The organism is Cyclobacterium amurskyense (genome assembly GCF_001050135.1).
Lineage (GTDB): Bacteria > Bacteroidota > Bacteroidia > Cytophagales > Cyclobacteriaceae > Cyclobacterium > Cyclobacterium amurskyense.
Genome location: NZ_CP012040.1, coordinates 3,381,973 through 3,399,052 on the forward strand (window position 1 = coordinate 3,381,973; position 17,080 = coordinate 3,399,052).

A 17,080-nucleotide genomic window follows, 5' to 3' on the forward strand; every position below is an offset into this window, starting at 1 on the left:
CTCAAGCCAAGGGTTTAAAATCCTAAGTTAGTTTGATATTATCCGTTTTATTAAACGTTTAATAAAACCTTGTTGGATCATAAGTATTCAAACTAAAATATCGTCTTGTAAGCTTAGGCTATGATTTATGTTTTTTATTTAATATTTATTCCTTAGTTTTAATGATAGTTGGAAGTCGAATAAAGTGCGCTGTGTGCTTTAGCCGGATGTTGGGTGCAAGCTTGGGACACTACTAAATTGAAACAGATGAGCTCTAAATTAATTTTTTGATACCCAATAGACTGACTTATAATTTTCATAAAATCAGCATTATATTTAAGAGAAATGATAGACTTTAGTATTAAAACATTAATAATTAAAAAATGGATATTAATGGTTGGCTAACAGTAATCACAGTATTTATGGCTGTCTTTACGTTATTGCCTAAGGAGGATTTATTTCTGCGATTTCAGAGAACAAGTAAGATTTTAATAGTTTTATTTTTGTTAATCAATGTTGTAATTGTTCCTTATTTGCTATTTTTTGAGGAGTTAATTCATCGATTTGGATTTTTCGAACACTTCACTGTTTCTTGGGGATTTGACTCGGAAAATATAGCTTTTGCATTATTCTACATATCTTTCATTTGGCTTTTATTTCGTTTGTTTCTTATTAAATCTAAACCTAAAGCTGATAGAGAATCTATTGACTTTTTCGCCCAATTACTCAATGAAAAGCCATTCGAAGAATTCTTTAAATTATTTACTAAATACACACCTGATAAATACATTTCAGATGATTGGGAAAACTATAAACAATTGCTTTTTAGCCCAAAATTTTTGAATAAGATTTTAGAAAGCAGACCTTCGTACCTCCTACAATTTTGGGGAAAGTTTAATAGTGAAAATGATTTCCAATCAATTTTTCGATTATTCCTTGAAAACCCAAATTCCGTATATTACTCTGAGATAAAAGAACATTGGAATAGTTACAGTTTGCTTGACGACAAACCATTCTTAAACACGATTTTAAAAGAAAATTTACAACAATCAATACATAATGGAATACTTATGGTTTTTTCTGACCATGTTTTACAACATTTACAGTCAGAGCATGGAAAAAAGGGAATTTACAATCAAGAACATTACCATACACGGTTAAAAGAAGAAGAAGGTTTTGATTTACCAATGTACTTTCATATACGTTTCATTGGACTTATGTATTCTTCGGCAATTGAGAATAAAATAGATATTTCAACAATATCTCATAGGTATACAAATATGCAAACCATTTATTCAAGTATTGTGAAGCAAATGGTTAACAATATATTGGTAGTAGAAGAAAACTCTAATAAAGAATATCCCTCAAACTATCATTGGCTTATTAGTGAAATTTTTGATTTACAAAGTAATTGGTTGACGTTATTTAGTGATGAATTTTACGATACACAACGCTATTTTGATGAAAGTAGTAGTTATATTTCTTTTATTCCTTTTTCAATGTCCCTCTGTATGTCGGAATTGTATAGAGGATTAAGTAATGGGAAAATTACTTTAGAATATTTGAATCGTCAAATTTATTATAATATCCTTTCACATTACTATAGCATTAATTTAAATGACTTTATGAGAACAGCAATTGAAGAAAATATTATAGGAAAAATACCTAAAGAACACCTTAAACCAATCCTTAATAATTCTCTTGATAAAAAATTTGCTAAGAATTATAATGACTTAATTGCTGAAAATTTCGGATTGGTAAATGAAAAAGAAAAGGAAATTCTACAAAGATTATTAAGATTTTTAAGGAGCAATGACAAGATATAAATAGCCTGCAGCCAATAACTAAGCATTCTGACGGCTGGAACAGCCTAGTCTGAATGCAGTGTGTGTGCCCAGCATGGGCATCTGGTATCGAAGATACCAAATTATTCCAGAGGGTGAAAGTCCCTTATGTGCGGGAATTAATGTCCCGAAGCATTAGCAAGTCGCAAGGTGGTTTGCCGTGAGGTAAGCACTGAAGGAAGCGAGACTGCAAACCCCGGTTCCAACGAACAGAGCCTGTCCCGATTATCGGGAAACTGGATACGGAGGCCGGTAAGGTAGGATGAGGTAGCACACCATACTGACGTCCAAAGGTTGGGTAACTAACAGGTGTCTTACCGGTAGATCCAGTGGATATTGGGGGAAGGAATATGCCATTACCTGGGGAGGTCTTGGAATAGATTCAGTTTCTATGTGCCAAGAAGTCAGCAGAAGTCATATTAGTTATCGGAAACGAGCTGTAAGAGCTACAGAGGTCTCACTTGATAATGAAGGACTGAACATTGAATCGCGTCTTAATTCGGTTTGGAATGCTGAGAAATTTGTATAGCCTAACCTTAAGCGGACAGACAAGGAAGAGAAAGCAATGATAGCGAAAGTACTACAATCCAAAAATCTTTATAGGGCCTATCGTCAAGTGGTAGGAAACCAAGGGTCTGCAGGAGTAGACGGTATGGAAGTGAATGGTTTGAAGTTCTTTATAGACCAATATAAACCATCTTTAGTAACGGAAATTCTTAGCAGGGAATATGTGCCGAAAGCTATCAGAGGGGTGGAAATCCCCAAGAGTAACAGGAAGACTAGATTACTAGGAATTCCATGTGTTGTGGACAGGTGGCTTCAACAGGGGGTTAGTCAACAACTTGCTGTCCAATTCGAATTAGATTTTGAAGAAGAAAGCTATGGTTTCCGTCCTGGAAAGAATCTTCACGGAGCAGTAACCCAATCTCTTAATAACATCAATGATGGCTATCAGGACATTGTGGATATTGATCTGAAAGGGTTTTTCGATGAAGTACAGCACTACAAACTACTGCAACTAATCTATAATAAAGTAAAATGCCCGACAATCTTGTGGCTGATTCGAAAATTGTTGAGAGCACCGATCCAGATTAATGGGAAGCTGCACAAACGCAGAAAAGGATTGCCACAGGGAAGTCCCCTGAGTCCGCTGTTATCTAATATTCTCTTGGATAAACTGGACAAATACCTAAAAAGTAAAGGGTTGAAATTCGTTCGTTATGCTGACGATTTTAGTGTTTATACGAAATCCAAGGCAGAGGCCCGAAAGGTGGGAAATGAAGTTTACTTGTTCCTCAAAAACAAGCTGGAATTGCCCATTAACAGGGAAAAGAGCGGTATTAGAAGACCTACAAAATTCGTGTTGCTTGGACATGGATTTACTCCTACTTACGGGAAAAGGGAAAAAGGCGATTACCAATTAGTTGTCAAGAAAGGTAGTTGGGAGAATCTAAGGCGAAAACTTAAAGGCATTACCAAGAAAACGTTGCCATACAGTTTTAAAGTGCGGCTTTATAAACTCAGAGAGGTATGGATGGGCTGGATAAACAATTATCGTTTGGCCAATATAAAATCCAAACTTATTAAGCTTGATGAGTGGTTGAGGAATCGTCTGAGATACTGTATTTGGTCCCGGTCGACCGGGAGAAAAAGCCAGTGCGGAAACGTAAAAATCTGATAAGGTTGGGAGTTTCACAAGGTTTAGCGTATGCTTGGAGTAGGACCAGAAAAGGAGGATGGGCAGTAGCTCAAAGCCCAATTTTGGGAACCACGATTACTCTTTCAAGACTCCGAAGAAAAGGTTATCAAAGTATGCAGGATTATTACTTGAAATTTAAACCTGAGATTCAATGAACCGCCGTATACGAGAACCGTACGTACGGTGGTGTGAGAGGCGCATCGTGGGCTTTTGGCTCACGACCGTCTACTCGATTGAACCTTGAGAAATGTACAGGGTCAACTTCAATAAAATATTTCAGGTGATGTTTACTTTTCTATTATAACTACTTACCCTATAATCACCAGTGGCTGAACCTGCCCAGTCATATGAAGTTTGCCGGAAAGTTGTCCGACTAATATTTAATAAAATTTATAAACTTTCTGCATTTTGGGTCCAAGTTATGCTAGGCTAAACTTGAACCAGAGGGGGCCAATAAATTACAAAACCATTCAAGGACGATTGGAAATATTAGAAAAAGCAGGGGAAATTGAATATTCTGAACCTTGTCTTTCTGAAAAACACCGAATGGATTAAATTAGACAATAATGAGATAAAAAAATGAATCTTTGAGTTGTAACTATATTGGATTAAAGAAAAACTATGGGAAAATTAAAAGAACAAACAGATGCTAAAATTGAAGCAGGGCGAAAGATAGCCTGACTTTATGAAAGGTGTTGATGAAATAATTATTAAGGCAAAAGCTTTCCAACAGGGAAAGAATGCGATTAAAATTGGGGCAAAAGCGCCAATTTTCGAGCTACCTAACCCACAGGGGAATACCATTTCCTTAACTTCTTTATTGAATAAAGGGCCTGTTGTGATTACATTTTATCGCGGAAGTTGGTGTCCTTACTGTAACTTACAGCTAAGAGCCTTAGAAGCCAAATTGAGTGATATCCATGAATTAGGCGCTACATTAGTTGCCATCAGTCCTGAAGTGCCTGACGGGTCAATGACAGAAAATGAAATTAGTAAAATGGAATTTATTGTATTGTCTGACCAAGATGCCAAGGTGGCTTCAAAATATGGTGTTGCTTGGGAGGTACCGGAATTTTTGATTGAACATATGCGAGTAGATCGTAAAATTGATTTGGAAAAAATCAATAACGGTAATGGCACCATATTACCACTTCCTGCCACTTTTGTGTTAGGAAGTGACGGGGTGGTCAAGTGGAGCTATGTCAATGTTGATTATAGAACACGTTCAGAACCTGATGAGATTATTGAGGCCTTAAAAAATCTATCTTAGGGAAAATTACTTACTGAAGTTCCTGAACCCCATAAAGAGCAAGAATTGCTTGTAATTTGAAACCTTTATGATGGTACTCCTGTTACTGCAGTAAACTGATGGTCCTATAAAACCCAACGTCGTATAAGTGAAATCATAGTTAAGTGTTGCGTATAACGTATGATATTTTTAAATTTGTACGTACAATTTAGAGCTATGGATTCAAAACTGACCTTAAAACTTGATAATGGTGTAATTGAGCGTGCGAAGATGTACGCCAAAGAACAGAACATTAGCTTGTCAAAATTAATTGAAAATTATTTGGATGCACTTACAAAGGGAAATGCTGGAAAGGCAGAAGTAAGCCCGTTGGTCGAGAGTTTAACAGGTGTGGTTAAATTGAAAGAAGGTGCAGAGAATAGAAAATACATTGATTATTTATCCAATAAGTATAACTAATGGATAGAATACTTGTAGATACCAATGTGGTTTTGGATTTATTAGGGAAACGGGAAAGTTTTTTAAAAGAGGCTCAGGAGCTATTTACCCTGAGTGATAAAGGAAAGGTGAAATTATTTGTGTCAGCACTTACTTTTGCCAATACCTATTATATCCTTTCTCAGCAATTGAAGGTTTCAAGTGCGAGAAAGGTACTTAGGCAGTTCAAGGTATTGGTTGAAGTTGTTCCCATAGATGATAAGGTGATTGAATTGGCGCTTGATTCGGAATTTAAAGATTTTGAAGATGCGATACAGTATTATTCTGCTATTGAAAATGGAGTTAGAATAATCATTACGAGAAACCAAAAAGATTTTAAGCATTCGAAGATTCCAGTATTGTCTGCCAAGGAATACCTCGGAATGAAAGGATGACAAAGCTTACGGGGAAAATATCCATATTCTTGTATCCATCCGAAAATAAGATCTTTTGTAAATGCTAGTCTGTTATAAACTGGTGACATTAAAACAAGTAGGAGGTAGATCCGATATTTTGCACATTTACTAAAGCGTATTAAATGAGGGGTTTTACAATCCTATTTTTTCTAACCATGATCATTTATACCTCCCATGGTCAAACTGGAGATCCTTATTATCTAGGTCTCAATAATTATCATCGATTAAAATTACCTCCTACTCTTCGTGTTGAAGGAATTAACGGTAAAATTATTACTCATTTAAAAATGGACACCCATGCTAATATTGTAAATATTGAATGGGTAGTGTTATTATTAAAAGACGGTGGAGGAAATTGGTTTATTCAGTATAGAGATGCTATAAATAAAGGCCATAAATGGAAGGATTATCCTCTCCCGATAAGACCATATGTTGATCTAATAGATGAAAAAATAAAAGAACTTGAGTTTAAAAGAGATGAACGAATACCAATACCTGCTGGCGATTGGCACTTTACCATTCCATATCAGGTTTTCTAAAAACTTGTATCATACGTCCTGGCAATAATCGCAAATGATTATTTTAAAACCTAAATAGGTTACAAACATTCCTCTTCTACTCACTTTTCCCTCCAAAATCCACCCCCATATTATAAAGGGTAAAGGCAAAGATATCTGCCTGTTCCTCAATCACCTTCGAAGTAGGCTTGCCTGCACCATGTCCTGCATTGGTTTCGATTCGGATCAATACGGGCAATTCTCCTTTATGGGCTTCCTGAAGTGCTGCAGCAAATTTAAAGGAATGTGCAGGAACCACACGGTCATCATGGTCGGCCGTAGTGACCAAAGTTGCCGGGTAGGCTGTTCCTTGCTTCAAGGCATGAACAGGTGAATAACTTTTTAGGTACCGGTACATCTCTTCACTCTCATCTGCAGTTCCGTAATCATAGGCCCATCCTGCCCCTGCAGTAAACTGATGGTACCTTAGCATGTCCATAACTCCTACAGCAGGCAAAGCCACTCTGGCAAGATCAGGTCTTTGGATCATCGTAGCGCCCACGAGTAAACCACCATTGCTACCGCCTTTGATGGCCAAGTAGTCACTTGAAGTGTATCCTTCATGAATTAAATACTCTCCCGCAGCTATGAAATCATCAAATACATTTTGCTTCTGAAGTTTAGTGCCAGCCTTGTGCCAATTTTCACCATATTCTCCACCTCCCCTGATATTAGGGACAGCATAAATACCACCATTTTCTAACCATACGGTATTGGCTATGCTGAAAGCAGGTGTGAGGCTAATGTTAAAACCGCCATATCCGTACAATATTGTAGGGTTCTTGCCATTCAAGGCCAAGCCTTTTTTATGGGTGATGATCATAGGTACTTTAGTGCCATCCTTGGAAGTGTAAAAAACCTGATGGCTTTCATAGGCCTCTGGGTCAAAATCCAGTTGGGGTTGTCGGTAAAGTTTACTCTTCCCTTCTCTTATTGAATAACGATAAATGCTTCCCGGTTGCACATAGGAAGTGAAGGAATAATAAATGCTGTCTTGCGTTTTTTTGGAGGAGAAACCACTAACAGTACCTGCTCCGGGAAGTTCGATTCTGCTTTCTTCCTTGCCTTCATAGTCATATTGGCGAATTTCGCTGATGGCGTCTTTTAAGTAAGTAGCAAATAGCTTCCCACCACCTTTGGATACTTGCATGACTTGTTCTTTTTCAGGAACAAGCACCTGCCATTTTTCCGGTTCGGGATTGTTCAGGTCAATTTTTACCAGTTGGTTGTTGGGTGCATCCTTGTTGGTTTGGACCAACAGCCATCCTTCCCGATGATCCAAAACGCCATGGTTGTTGTCCATGTTTGCTACGATGGGCTTGATGGTACTACCTGCTTTGCTTAAATCTTTGATGTACAATTCGTTTCCAGTGGTGCTGTTAGCAGCACTAATAACAAGGACTTGACCATCCTCCGTAACAGTACATGAAACATACCTTTTAGGTGTTTCATCATTTCCAAATACCAGTACATCTTCAGCTTGTGTGGTACCCAATTCGTGGAAATAAAGCCTGTGATCATTGGTCAATGCAGAAAGCTTGGATCCGTCAGGTTGGGCATAGGTACTGTAGTAAAAGCCTTTTTTTCCTTCCCATGAAATGCCTGTGAATTTGGCATCCTTGATTTGATCTTTTAGTAAGGTCTTGCTTTCGGTGTCCATGACATAGATATCCCTCCAATCCGATCCTGCGACAGAAACAGCATAGGCAAATAAACTTCCATCTTTGGTGAAGGCAATACTGGACAAGGAAGTGCTGCCATCTTCAGACAGCTTATTGGGATCCAAAAAGACTTCTTCTTTTCCTTCATCCCGTGATCTGTACAGCACAGACTGATTTTGCAGTCCGTCATTCTTAAAGTAATAAGTCCAGTCACCGTAGAAAAAAGGAGCCCCTACTTTCTCATAATTCCATACTTTTTCAAGCCTTTCTCTTATGGCCTCTCTAAAAGGGATTTTATCCAAGTAATCAAAAGTGACTTTATTTTGGGCAATCACCCATTCTTTGGTGTTTTCAGCATAATCGTCCTCTAGCCATCGGTAAGGGTCTGCTACTTCTTCCCCCCAATACAAGTCAACATGATCAGATTTTTCGGTAATTGGGTATTCCACAGGTATAGGTTTGAAATGGTTTTCATTAGTACATGCCAAGGTCAGAATTGTCAGACACAAAAGACTGTTTTTTTTCAATTTGGGTAATAATATAAAGTCGTTTTGCATCATTTTCCTTTTTATGACATTGACATAAACAATGGCGATTATAAATACATCATTCTTTAAATTTAGGCATTTATTTTTTTGTGTTCAGGTAATTTTAGAAAAAGGAAGAACCGTAAATGTTAAATTTAGTCGGATATTAGTCGCTTTGCTACTTGGCTGGTTGAAAAATGAGGCAAATCCTTGTGAAGGAAACCAATTATCACTACAATAAATACCGTCACTTTAAAAGTGAATAAAGTTGGCAGTAAATTTTTTGTCTTTGCTAATTTTGAAAACAAAAGCCAAGCTGTTTTACCTACTTATCTATCTGAAAAAAACGATGAGAAATAGAAAGTATATTTTAATTGTTGGAATGCTATTCCTCCTATTTGGTGGCTACTTTATTGCTGACAAGATGCTTTTCAGTGGGGTTAAACCCAGGGCTGTAGACGGGAATGGTTTTCAAGCAAACTTCTTTGCCAAGGAAAGCATTAAGAATAGCCCCACAGTAATCTTGATAGGTGGAGGCCAATGGGGAGATTATTGGGGCCAACAATTTGCTCAAAAAGGCTTGGTTGGATTGTCGCTACCTTATATAGGAAAGGAAGGATTGCCAGAATTGCCTGAAGGAATTGAGTTGACCTATTTTGAAAATGTCCTCAATTGGCTTAAAGCGCAAACAGAGGTTAATCCAAACAAAATAGTGGTGATGGGTGCTTCAAGAAATGCTGAATTAGCGCTGGTGCTTGCCTCAGTATTACCCAAACACATTCGTGGCGTGGTGGCTTATGCCCCAAGTGCTGTGTCTTGGTCAAATACTGTTTTGCCCTATAATTCCAATGAAATAAAAGCGAGTTGGAAATACAAAGGAATTGATATTCCTTATCTGCCTATGGATAAAATCAAGGGAAATAAGACCAATAAAATTGAGATGGAAGGCTATTGGTTGGATGGATTGGCGAAAAAAGATTTACTTCAAAAAGCCATGATCAAGGTAGAAAATATTAACGGGCCTATCCTGCTTTTTTCTGGAACGGATGACAAGGTCTGGCCATCCTCAGTCATGTCAGACTTGATAGAAAAGAGATTGACGGAACATGACTTTGAGCATGCCTTTCAGAATATTAAATATGACAATGCGGGACATTTAATTTCTAACAATCCTGAGCATAAAGAGCGCCTTAGAACCGGAAGGGTCAACATTGATGGAAAAGAGTATACTTATGAATTTGGCGGGACTGAGGGTGGTGATTTCAAAGCAAAACAGGAAGCCAAAATAAAGTTGATGGAATTCATTGATAAGTTATAAATTAGAAGAATTGACTTATACAATTGGGGCTCGTGATAGGGCGGGAACCGTTTCCGTATAAAAACTTTCAAATCTTTTTATCAAACATTACCTGAAAAGTATCCTTTCAATTCCAAAACAACCCCTTCTATCCTTTCCAATTTGCAATTGGAAATGGACGGAATTACCAATGATCCACGGTTATTAAACCTTCTAATCCAGCATAATTCCTTGCACTTGAACACATGTAATCCTCTGGTTTTTCCATGATTCCTGCCCTTACCGGATTCTCATGTATATAATTCATTCTACTTTCAATCATTTCAGTTCGATAAAGTTCGATAGCATGGTTTTCATGTGTCCAAAATTGCATCTCCCCAGTTCTTTTATTAAATTTCGCATGATAGGCAAAAATTATCTTCAACCATTCCTTTCTGCTTTCCTGAGGGTTTTCAATTATCATTTTTAGCAATTTCTTGCTTGTAAATTTCTTAAAATCACACACCCATCCTGATAAATTCGCATCTTTTTGTTGGACAACCAAGTGAAGGTGATTGGTCATGATGACATAACCAAAGAGGAAAAGTCCCTTTTCCTTTCTACAATAAGCCAGATTTTCCAAGATAAAATCTCGATAGACTTTTCTTGAAAACACATCTGCCCATCCCACCACTAGGAATGTTAAAAAATAGGGCATTTCATCTGTTTATATTTGTTTTCCAAAGGTCAGATGGAATCTCGCTACAATAATCATTTTTTGGCCTGACGATTTTGTCATGCTCGATTTCCTGATCTCTTATTTGATAAGCCTCTCCCATAACTAAAAATAGTCTATCCTTGAATGAATTGCAAATGAATGCTGCCCGAGTGTATTGTTGATTAGGATAGGGTCTCAAATTTCAGTACAGTATTCAAAATTTTGTCCATTTGTTTACATAAAGGGGGTCTTCAGAAGCCATTGCAAATGGCATATAAAAGATTTCGACTTCAAAGTAAGTTAGGAATAAAAGGGTGTAGAGGATTCTACACCCAGCCGGGGAGATTTAGCGTAGGGCTAAACCGAAAATAAGTGCTTTTCAATTGTGCTACTTTTCTATTATAACCAATTACCGTATAATGTCCGGTGGATGAGCCTGTCGAAGCCAGCCGTATAGAGTTTGCCGGAAAGTTATCCGTCCATTTCTACTAAAATTGAAAGCTTTCTTCATTATAGGTCCAAGTTAGGCTACGCTAAACTTGAACCAGAGGGGGCAGGAATGATGGGCTTATTGGAAGGCAGTCCGCTAAGTAATCAATCCATAGCCATCAGGGAAAGAATTGTATTGCCATGGATCACCATACAGCTGTACGTTATCCAAACCTTTTTGGACAAAGGAAAAGAAGGTACCGCTTGACAAAAGCTGATCCACAGAACCAAGTTTGGTAGCATCCATGTAGCAAGGAATGTCGCGTAACGATTAGAACAACATTATTATGCCATATGAAAAGGCCACTGTTTCAGTGGCCTTTTTTTATATCTAAAATAGAGATTGTTTATGGAATAACTCAAGCCAAGAGCTTAATATCCTAAGTTAGTTTAATATTATCCGTTTTATTAAACGTTTAATAAAACCTTGTTGGATCATAAGTATTCAAACTAAAATATCGTCTTGTAAGCCTAGGCTATGATTTATGTTTTTTATTTAATATTTATTCCTTAGTTTTAGTGGTAGATGGAAGGCGAATAAAGTGCACTGTGCACTTTAGCCGGATGTTGTGCCCAATGTTGTAAAATGCAAGTAGTCTATATGATTTTAATTTCGTTCTTATGTTTGGCATGGTCATTGAAAATTCGGCAATAAGAATCAATTAACTTAAATCCATTATTATGAAAAAATATGAATTTTTAATTCTTAGTATTCTATTAGCTTTTTTTTCATGCAATGAAGATGACTTTACTCCTCTTGCTCCTTCCATTTCCTCCGAATATTATTTCTCCGGTACCGTAAATAATGACTTGGTAGTTATAAATGCTGATGAAGATAATTATCAAATTCATACAGGCAGCAGTTCCAATTCGGATGAACCTCCTATTGGAAAACATGACCTTGGATTCACTACATATCCATTTGAGATTGGAGATAAAAATATTTTAATTATTACACCAGAAACAGAAGTAACTAATAAAGAAAAAGTTCTTAATTTATTCCCTATTGGTAAATTATCTGACACTGACAAAGAAGGGTTTAAGTTAGAGTATGGAAAAATTGTAGATAAGGAAGAAATAGAAACCGACATTTTTCATCCAATTCGAGAAAAACTGATTGGGGAATTTTCTGAACTCGAGGTTGTTTCAGTGGTTGAAAAATCTGAGGATACTTACAAGATTAAAATAAAATTTAGCTGTTATCTATACAATGACAAAGAAATTCTTCAAGGAGAAATTAATTCTGCGGAGATTATTTTGAGACTGGTAATTAATTAGTAAAGTTTATCTAGATGCCTTAAAATTTCGTAGTTCAACAAAATCAGAGATTCTAATAAATGAAAATATAAATATCAAAAATAAAACCCTGATAGATAATAGGTAAAGTTTGTCCAACTCCGTTTTTCTTTAGAGATGCCCGCAGGAGCGGGAGGAGAAGCGTCTGTTTTTACAAAGGCAAAGAAAAAGGCATTACAACAGTAGGTATCTATCAATTTGAATAGGCGTAACTAGTCCTTATATTGTCTTCTTCAAACAGTAGATACCCTATTGTTGTACAAAAGCTAAAAAAACAACCCGAATTGAAGAAAAGCCTCTTACTTATTATCATAATTATCTTTTCAAATAATTTATTTGGACAAGGAAAAATATTCGGGTATTACACAAGTAATGTTGCGGAATTAGGGTTTTTCGTGACAAAAATAAAATTGAATAAAGACTATACTTTTGAATATGAATTTAGTGGAGATTTAATTAATCAAACTGGAAACGGAATATATGAAATCAATAATAGAAACGAGGTTTTATTAAAATCTGAGAATGAAAAGGAGGAAGAAAAAACTGTTGCGGAATTACTATCTTCTGGAAATTCAAAAATTGAAAACAAGAAATATAAATACCAAAACGGAAAATTGTTTGCTTTTCATTTAGATGGTTATGTGGTAAAACGTGGACAAGCATACAGCCGACATAAAAAGTTTTTATTTTGGGGAGAAAGGTATTTGACTAAACGTAGAATTTATTTAAAAAAGCGAACTGAATGAAAAGCCAGTGTACAACAATTAAGCTACAATGATGCGAAGTAAGACTTCGGTTCATTGTAGTCCCGATCGATCGGGATTGGACTCAGCTTCCGGTAGCTTTCCCCCCCCTAGGTGTTTATGCCTTCGTGAGCTGGGTGTAGGTTTGCAAAACACCCTTCTATCCTTTCCAATTTGCAGTAGGAAATGGACGGAATTACCAATGATCCACGGTTATCAAACCTTCCAATCCAGCATAATTCCTTGCACTTGAACACATGTAATCCTCTGGTTTTTCTATGATTCCTGCCCTTACCGGATTCTCATGTATATAATTCATTCTACTTTCAATCATTTCAGTTCGATAAAGTTCGATAGCATGGTTTTCATGTGTCCAAAATTGCATCTCCCCAGTTCTTTTATTAAATTTCGCATGATAGGCAAAAATTATCTTCAACCATTCCTTTCTGCTTTCCTGAGGGTTTTCAATTATCATTTTGAGCAATTTCTTGCTTGTAAATTTCTTAAAATCACGCACCTATCCTGATAAATTCGCATCTTTTTGTTGAACAATCAAGTGAAGGTGATTGGTCATGATGACATAACCAAAGAGGAAAAGTCCCTTTTCCTTTCTACAATAAGCCAAATTTTCCAAGATAAAATTTCGATAGACTTTTCTTGAAAACATAGCTACCCATCCCACCACTTGGAATGTTAAAAAATAGGGCATTTCATCTGTTTATATTTGTTTTCCAAAGGTCATAACTTGCCCCGGTTTATCGGGGTGGAATCTCGCTACAATAATCATTTTTTGGCCTGACGATTTTGTCATGCTCGATTTCCTGATCTCTTATTTGATAAGCCTCTCCCATAACTAAGAATAGTCTATCCTTGAATGAATTGCAAATGAATGCCGCCCGAGTGTATTGTTGATTAGGTTGGGGTCTCAAATTTCAGTACAGTATTCAAAATTTTGTCCATTTGTTTACATAAAGGGGGTCTTCAGAAGCCATTGCAAATGGCATATAAAAGATTTCGACTTCAAAGTAAGTTAGGAATAAAAGGGTGTAGAGGATTCTACACCCAGCCGGGGCCTTTTTTTATAGCTAAATAGAGATTGTTTATGGAATAACTCAAGCCAAGAGCTTAATATTCTAAGTTAGTTTGGTATTATCCGTTTTATTAAACGTTTAATAAAATATTGTTGGATTACAAGTATTCAAACTAAAATATCGTCTTGTAAGCCTAGGTTATCATTTATGTTTTTTATTTGATATTTATTCCTTAGTTTTAGTGGTAGATGGAAGGCGAATAAAGTGCACTGTGGGCTTTAGCTGGACGTTGGGCTTAATTAATTAATATTTCTAAGAATGAAGAAAATTATAGAAAATAATATATCTTTTGGAGTCTCCATTATTGGAATTATTGGAGGCTCTATTTGGGCTTACAAGAGCAATTTCGATCCTGAACCCTTAATATTGATTGCTTTATCACTATTTCAATTTTTTGGATATTTGTATTTGTGTTTTTTTGGAAATGACGAAGAACTTCGACCACAATTCGTAAATAATAATACAAATGATAATAGAAATAGAAACAGTCAAAACGTGGAAGTAACTGTAAACGTCGATCCAAATAAATCTAATACCGAAGTTCCTATTAAAATAAAGAAACCAAAGCGACATCTAATAGTCGAGGAATATAAGTATCCATCCGACAAACTACATCTTTTGCGAAAGCTAATCTGTTGCTAAACTTGTGTCATGAAAAGACAGACAGAAAGCAATATGCGTAAACTTTATCAAGAATGGTTATCCTCAGGGGTTAGCAGATCAGAATTTTCCGATATGCATGGTATTGTTCGAACAACTTTTTATTATTGGACCAAAAAATTCAGCGCACAGGAAGAAGAAACAAATAATGGAAAAGCTTTTCAATTGCTGGACCCTATCCCATCTGTTGGTCGAGTTGGCCGAGTAATAGCGCATATTCATTATCCTTCAGGAATCAGCCTGGAAATCTATGATGGGGTCTCACCTGAGTTTATTAAAACGCTTCTTGTCTAACGAATGCTTGCGCTATCCTCTTCATGTCGTTACTTTTTATATGATAAGCCCACTGATATGCGTTTTGGTATCAATGCCCTTTCTGGACTGGTACGTAACAAGCTTGGTTTTGACCCCATGAATGGAGATGTGTTCATTTTTATTGGCAAGCGAGGCAACCAAATCCGACTTTTGCAATGGGACAAAGATGGTTTTGCCTTATATATCAAAAAGTTGGAACGAGGCACTTTTGAACGTCCTATTCTCACCGGAACAGCCATTACGAGTACTCAACTCAGCTTCCTCTTACAGGGGGTAAGGCTAGAATCGGTACGCTACAGAACCCGATACACACCCTTAAAAAGGGCATGAAAATAAACAGGTGAATTAAGTAAAAAAGTGCATTAAAACTACTTCAAACCTATTTTTTATGCTTATTTTTATGTCATGGAAAATGAGACAATCGACTACAAAAAGCTATATGAGCAAGAGCTCCAAGCCCATCAGGAGTCATTGTTGACCATCTCCGAAAAGGAAAGTGCAATAGCAGACCTACAGCATGAACTTGAAAAGTTCAGGGGGTATATTTTTGGCACCAAGAGTGAAAAGAGAACCGCTAATGTGGGACTAAATCAGATGGGGCTTTTCGAGCTAGGCACTACCCAAGCTGTACAAGAGGAGCTTTCCGAGTCAGTACCTACCACAGAGCAAAAAACCACTCCAAAGAAAAGAGCCAAGGGCACCTCTCGTATGAGCCTTCCCGAAGAGCTCAGAAGGGAAGAAGTGGTGATAGAGCCAAAAGAATCCACTGAAGGTTGTGTACAGATAGGTCAGGAAGTAACCGAAGTATTGGAAGTAGTTCCGGCATCTTTTTATGTGAAACGCTACGTGCGTCCAAAATACGCAAGACCGAACGGTGAAGGCATCCTCATTGGTACATTACCAGATAGAGTAATAGAAAAGGGAATACCTTCAGAATCAGTGATTGCTCAACTTATCGTAGACAAATATGTCTACGGAATGCCGCTTCACAGGCAGCTGGATAAATACAGCAAGATGGGCGTAAGAATCCCTGCTTCGAGTGCCTCTGACTGGGTAATTAAGGGCTGGGAACAGCTCAAGCCACTCTCCGATCTACTCAGTATGGTAGTCCTAAGTCAAAAATACCTTCAGGTAGACGAAACGCCTATAAAAGTGTTAGATAGAGATAACAAAAAAGGTATTCATCAGGGGTTCATGTGGCTTTATCATGCGCCGGTAGATAGACTAGTACTCTTTGATTACAGAAAAGGAAGGGATCGCTCGGGTCCCAAAGAAATGCTTGCTGACTTTAAGGGTATCATCCAAACGGATGGCTACAAGGTGTATGATTCCCTTTATGGGAAGCATGACACTATTCATTTAACGTTTTGTATGGCACATGCCAGACGCAAGTTTGTAGAAGCGCTCAATGACAATGAAGAACAGGCAAACCATGTCCTTGATGAGATGCAACTACTCTATAAGCTGGAAGCACAGATGAGAGAAAAGGGGTATGACTATCTACAGAAAACGAAGGAGAGAAAAGAGCATGCCACTCCTGTGCTGGACAGATTAGGGCAATGGCTGGAAAAGCACCAATACAGCCATAGGCCAACAAGTCCAATGGGCAAGGCTATAGAATATACGAGGTCAAGATGGGCAGGACTGAGTGTTTATGCACTTCATGGACAAATGGAAATAGACAATAACCTGGTTGAAAATGCCGTTCGTCCACTAGCTATAGGTCGTAAAGCGTATCTATTTGCAGGATCGCACAAGGCTGCGGAGATGACAGCAGCCATGTATTCTTTCATGGCCAGCTGCAAAAAGAACAAAATTAATGAGTTTGAATGGCTCAAGGACGTATTCGAAAGAATCCAGAGCCACAAGCAAAAAGATCTCTATCAACTACTACCTTCCAATTGGGAGAAACATAAAATCAAGTAGCTCCTCAAAGCATAAAATCCAACAACTCAAAATTAATCTATATGGGTTCGTCGGATGCTTACGAAGCTCGGTAGGCTCAAGTGTTAAAGAAGGGGTCCTGTAGCTGGTATCTTACTGATTGAATAACTGCAATGTGAAGCGCAATGGTTTACCGGAG

General features: G+C 37.3%; 17 protein-coding genes. 13 read left to right on the forward strand and 4 right to left on the reverse strand.

What is annotated here, in order from left to right; all coding sequences use genetic code 11:
• Positions 1 to 362: 362 nt before the first annotated feature.
• From CA2015_RS14005 to CA2015_RS14030, 6 genes are all read left to right on the forward strand, one after another.
• The gene (locus CA2015_RS14005) at positions 363 to 1,805 is read left to right on the forward strand and encodes a hypothetical protein (RefSeq protein ID WP_048642465.1); all 1,443 of its coding nucleotides are present in this window, start codon (positions 363 to 365) and stop codon (positions 1,803 to 1,805) included.
• A gap of 583 nt (positions 1,806 to 2,388) precedes the next feature.
• Positions 2,389 to 3,501 carry a group II intron reverse transcriptase/maturase gene (ltrA, locus tag CA2015_RS14010; RefSeq protein ID WP_240477802.1) on the forward strand — a complete coding sequence of 371 codons (1,113 nt, stop codon included), beginning with the start codon at positions 2,389 to 2,391 and terminating at the stop codon, positions 3,499 to 3,501.
• A 706-nt stretch (positions 3,502 to 4,207) separates the two neighbouring features.
• Positions 4,208 to 4,792: a peroxiredoxin-like family protein gene (locus tag CA2015_RS14015; RefSeq protein ID WP_240477803.1), complete on the forward strand. Its 585-nt coding sequence runs from the start codon at positions 4,208 to 4,210 to the stop codon at positions 4,790 to 4,792.
• A gap of 195 nt (positions 4,793 to 4,987) precedes the next feature.
• A complete protein-coding gene (locus tag CA2015_RS14020; protein ID WP_048642466.1) occupies positions 4,988 to 5,230 on the forward strand; it encodes a DUF6364 family protein in 243 nt (80 codons plus the stop codon).
• Positions 5,230 to 5,643 (forward strand): type II toxin-antitoxin system VapC family toxin, encoded by a 414-nt coding sequence (locus tag CA2015_RS14025; RefSeq protein ID WP_048642467.1) that lies wholly within the window; start codon positions 5,230 to 5,232, stop codon positions 5,641 to 5,643. Before CA2015_RS14020 ends, CA2015_RS14025 begins: the two co-directional genes overlap by 1 nt.
• Before the next feature lie 143 nt (positions 5,644 to 5,786).
• Complete coding sequence (locus CA2015_RS14030) at positions 5,787 to 6,203, forward strand: hypothetical protein (RefSeq protein WP_048642468.1); 417 nt, start codon at positions 5,787 to 5,789, stop codon at positions 6,201 to 6,203.
• 76 nt (positions 6,204 to 6,279) lie between these two features.
• Here the strand turns inward: CA2015_RS14030 and CA2015_RS14035 are convergent, their stop codons facing one another.
• Entirely contained in the window at positions 6,280 to 8,442 is a 2,163-nt protein-coding gene (locus tag CA2015_RS14035; RefSeq protein ID WP_048642469.1) for a prolyl oligopeptidase family serine peptidase, read from the reverse strand.
• 316 nt (positions 8,443 to 8,758) lie between these two features.
• On the opposite strand from CA2015_RS14035, the gene CA2015_RS14045 reads away from it, so the two are divergent.
• A complete protein-coding gene (locus tag CA2015_RS14045; RefSeq protein ID WP_240477804.1) occupies positions 8,759 to 9,727 on the forward strand; it encodes an acyl-CoA thioester hydrolase/BAAT C-terminal domain-containing protein in 969 nt (322 codons plus the stop codon).
• Between the two features lie 163 nt (positions 9,728 to 9,890).
• On the opposite strand, the gene CA2015_RS14050 is transcribed toward CA2015_RS14045, so the two are convergent.
• On the reverse strand, positions 9,891 to 10,403 hold the full coding sequence (locus CA2015_RS14050) for an REP-associated tyrosine transposase (RefSeq protein ID WP_048642472.1): 513 nt from the start codon (positions 10,401 to 10,403) through the stop codon (positions 9,891 to 9,893).
• Between the two features lie 460 nt (positions 10,404 to 10,863).
• Between CA2015_RS14050 and CA2015_RS14055 the strand changes: the two genes are divergently transcribed.
• From CA2015_RS14055 to CA2015_RS14065, 3 genes are all read left to right on the forward strand, one after another.
• Positions 10,864 to 11,100, forward strand: a complete 237-nt coding sequence (locus tag CA2015_RS14055) for a hypothetical protein (RefSeq protein WP_048642473.1) — start codon at positions 10,864 to 10,866, stop codon at positions 11,098 to 11,100.
• Positions 11,101 to 11,573: 473 nt separating this feature from the next.
• Complete coding sequence (locus tag CA2015_RS14060; protein WP_048642474.1) at positions 11,574 to 12,170, forward strand: hypothetical protein; 597 nt, start codon at positions 11,574 to 11,576, stop codon at positions 12,168 to 12,170.
• A gap of 242 nt (positions 12,171 to 12,412) precedes the next feature.
• Positions 12,413 to 12,934: a hypothetical protein gene (locus CA2015_RS14065; RefSeq protein WP_048642475.1), complete on the forward strand. Its 522-nt coding sequence runs from the start codon at positions 12,413 to 12,415 to the stop codon at positions 12,932 to 12,934.
• Positions 12,935 to 13,127: 193 nt separating this feature from the next.
• Here the strand turns inward: CA2015_RS14065 and CA2015_RS25145 are convergent, their stop codons facing one another.
• Together CA2015_RS25145 and CA2015_RS25150 are read right to left on the reverse strand one after the other, a co-directional pair.
• Positions 13,128 to 13,406 (reverse strand): transposase, encoded by a 279-nt coding sequence (locus tag CA2015_RS25145; RefSeq protein ID WP_240477805.1) that lies wholly within the window; start codon positions 13,404 to 13,406, stop codon positions 13,128 to 13,130.
• 42 nt (positions 13,407 to 13,448) lie between these two features.
• Entirely contained in the window at positions 13,449 to 13,640 is a 192-nt protein-coding gene (locus CA2015_RS25150; protein ID WP_240477806.1) for a hypothetical protein, read from the reverse strand.
• Between the two features lie 1,033 nt (positions 13,641 to 14,673).
• Here CA2015_RS25150 and tnpA point away from each other — a divergent pair.
• The 3 genes from tnpA (at position 14,674) to tnpC (ending at position 16,923) form a co-directional block, all read left to right on the forward strand.
• A complete protein-coding gene (tnpA, locus tag CA2015_RS14080) occupies positions 14,674 to 14,976 on the forward strand; it encodes an IS66 family insertion sequence element accessory protein TnpA (protein ID WP_048641298.1) in 303 nt (100 codons plus the stop codon).
• A gap of 3 nt (positions 14,977 to 14,979) precedes the next feature.
• Positions 14,980 to 15,327 (forward strand): IS66 family insertion sequence element accessory protein TnpB, encoded by a 348-nt coding sequence (gene tnpB, locus CA2015_RS14085; protein ID WP_014019612.1) that lies wholly within the window; start codon positions 14,980 to 14,982, stop codon positions 15,325 to 15,327.
• Between the two features lie 75 nt (positions 15,328 to 15,402).
• Positions 15,403 to 16,923, forward strand: coding sequence for an IS66 family transposase (gene tnpC, locus CA2015_RS14090; RefSeq protein ID WP_048640356.1), 1,521 nt, complete (start codon positions 15,403 to 15,405; stop codon positions 16,921 to 16,923).
• Positions 16,924 to 17,080: the final 157 nt, after the last annotated feature.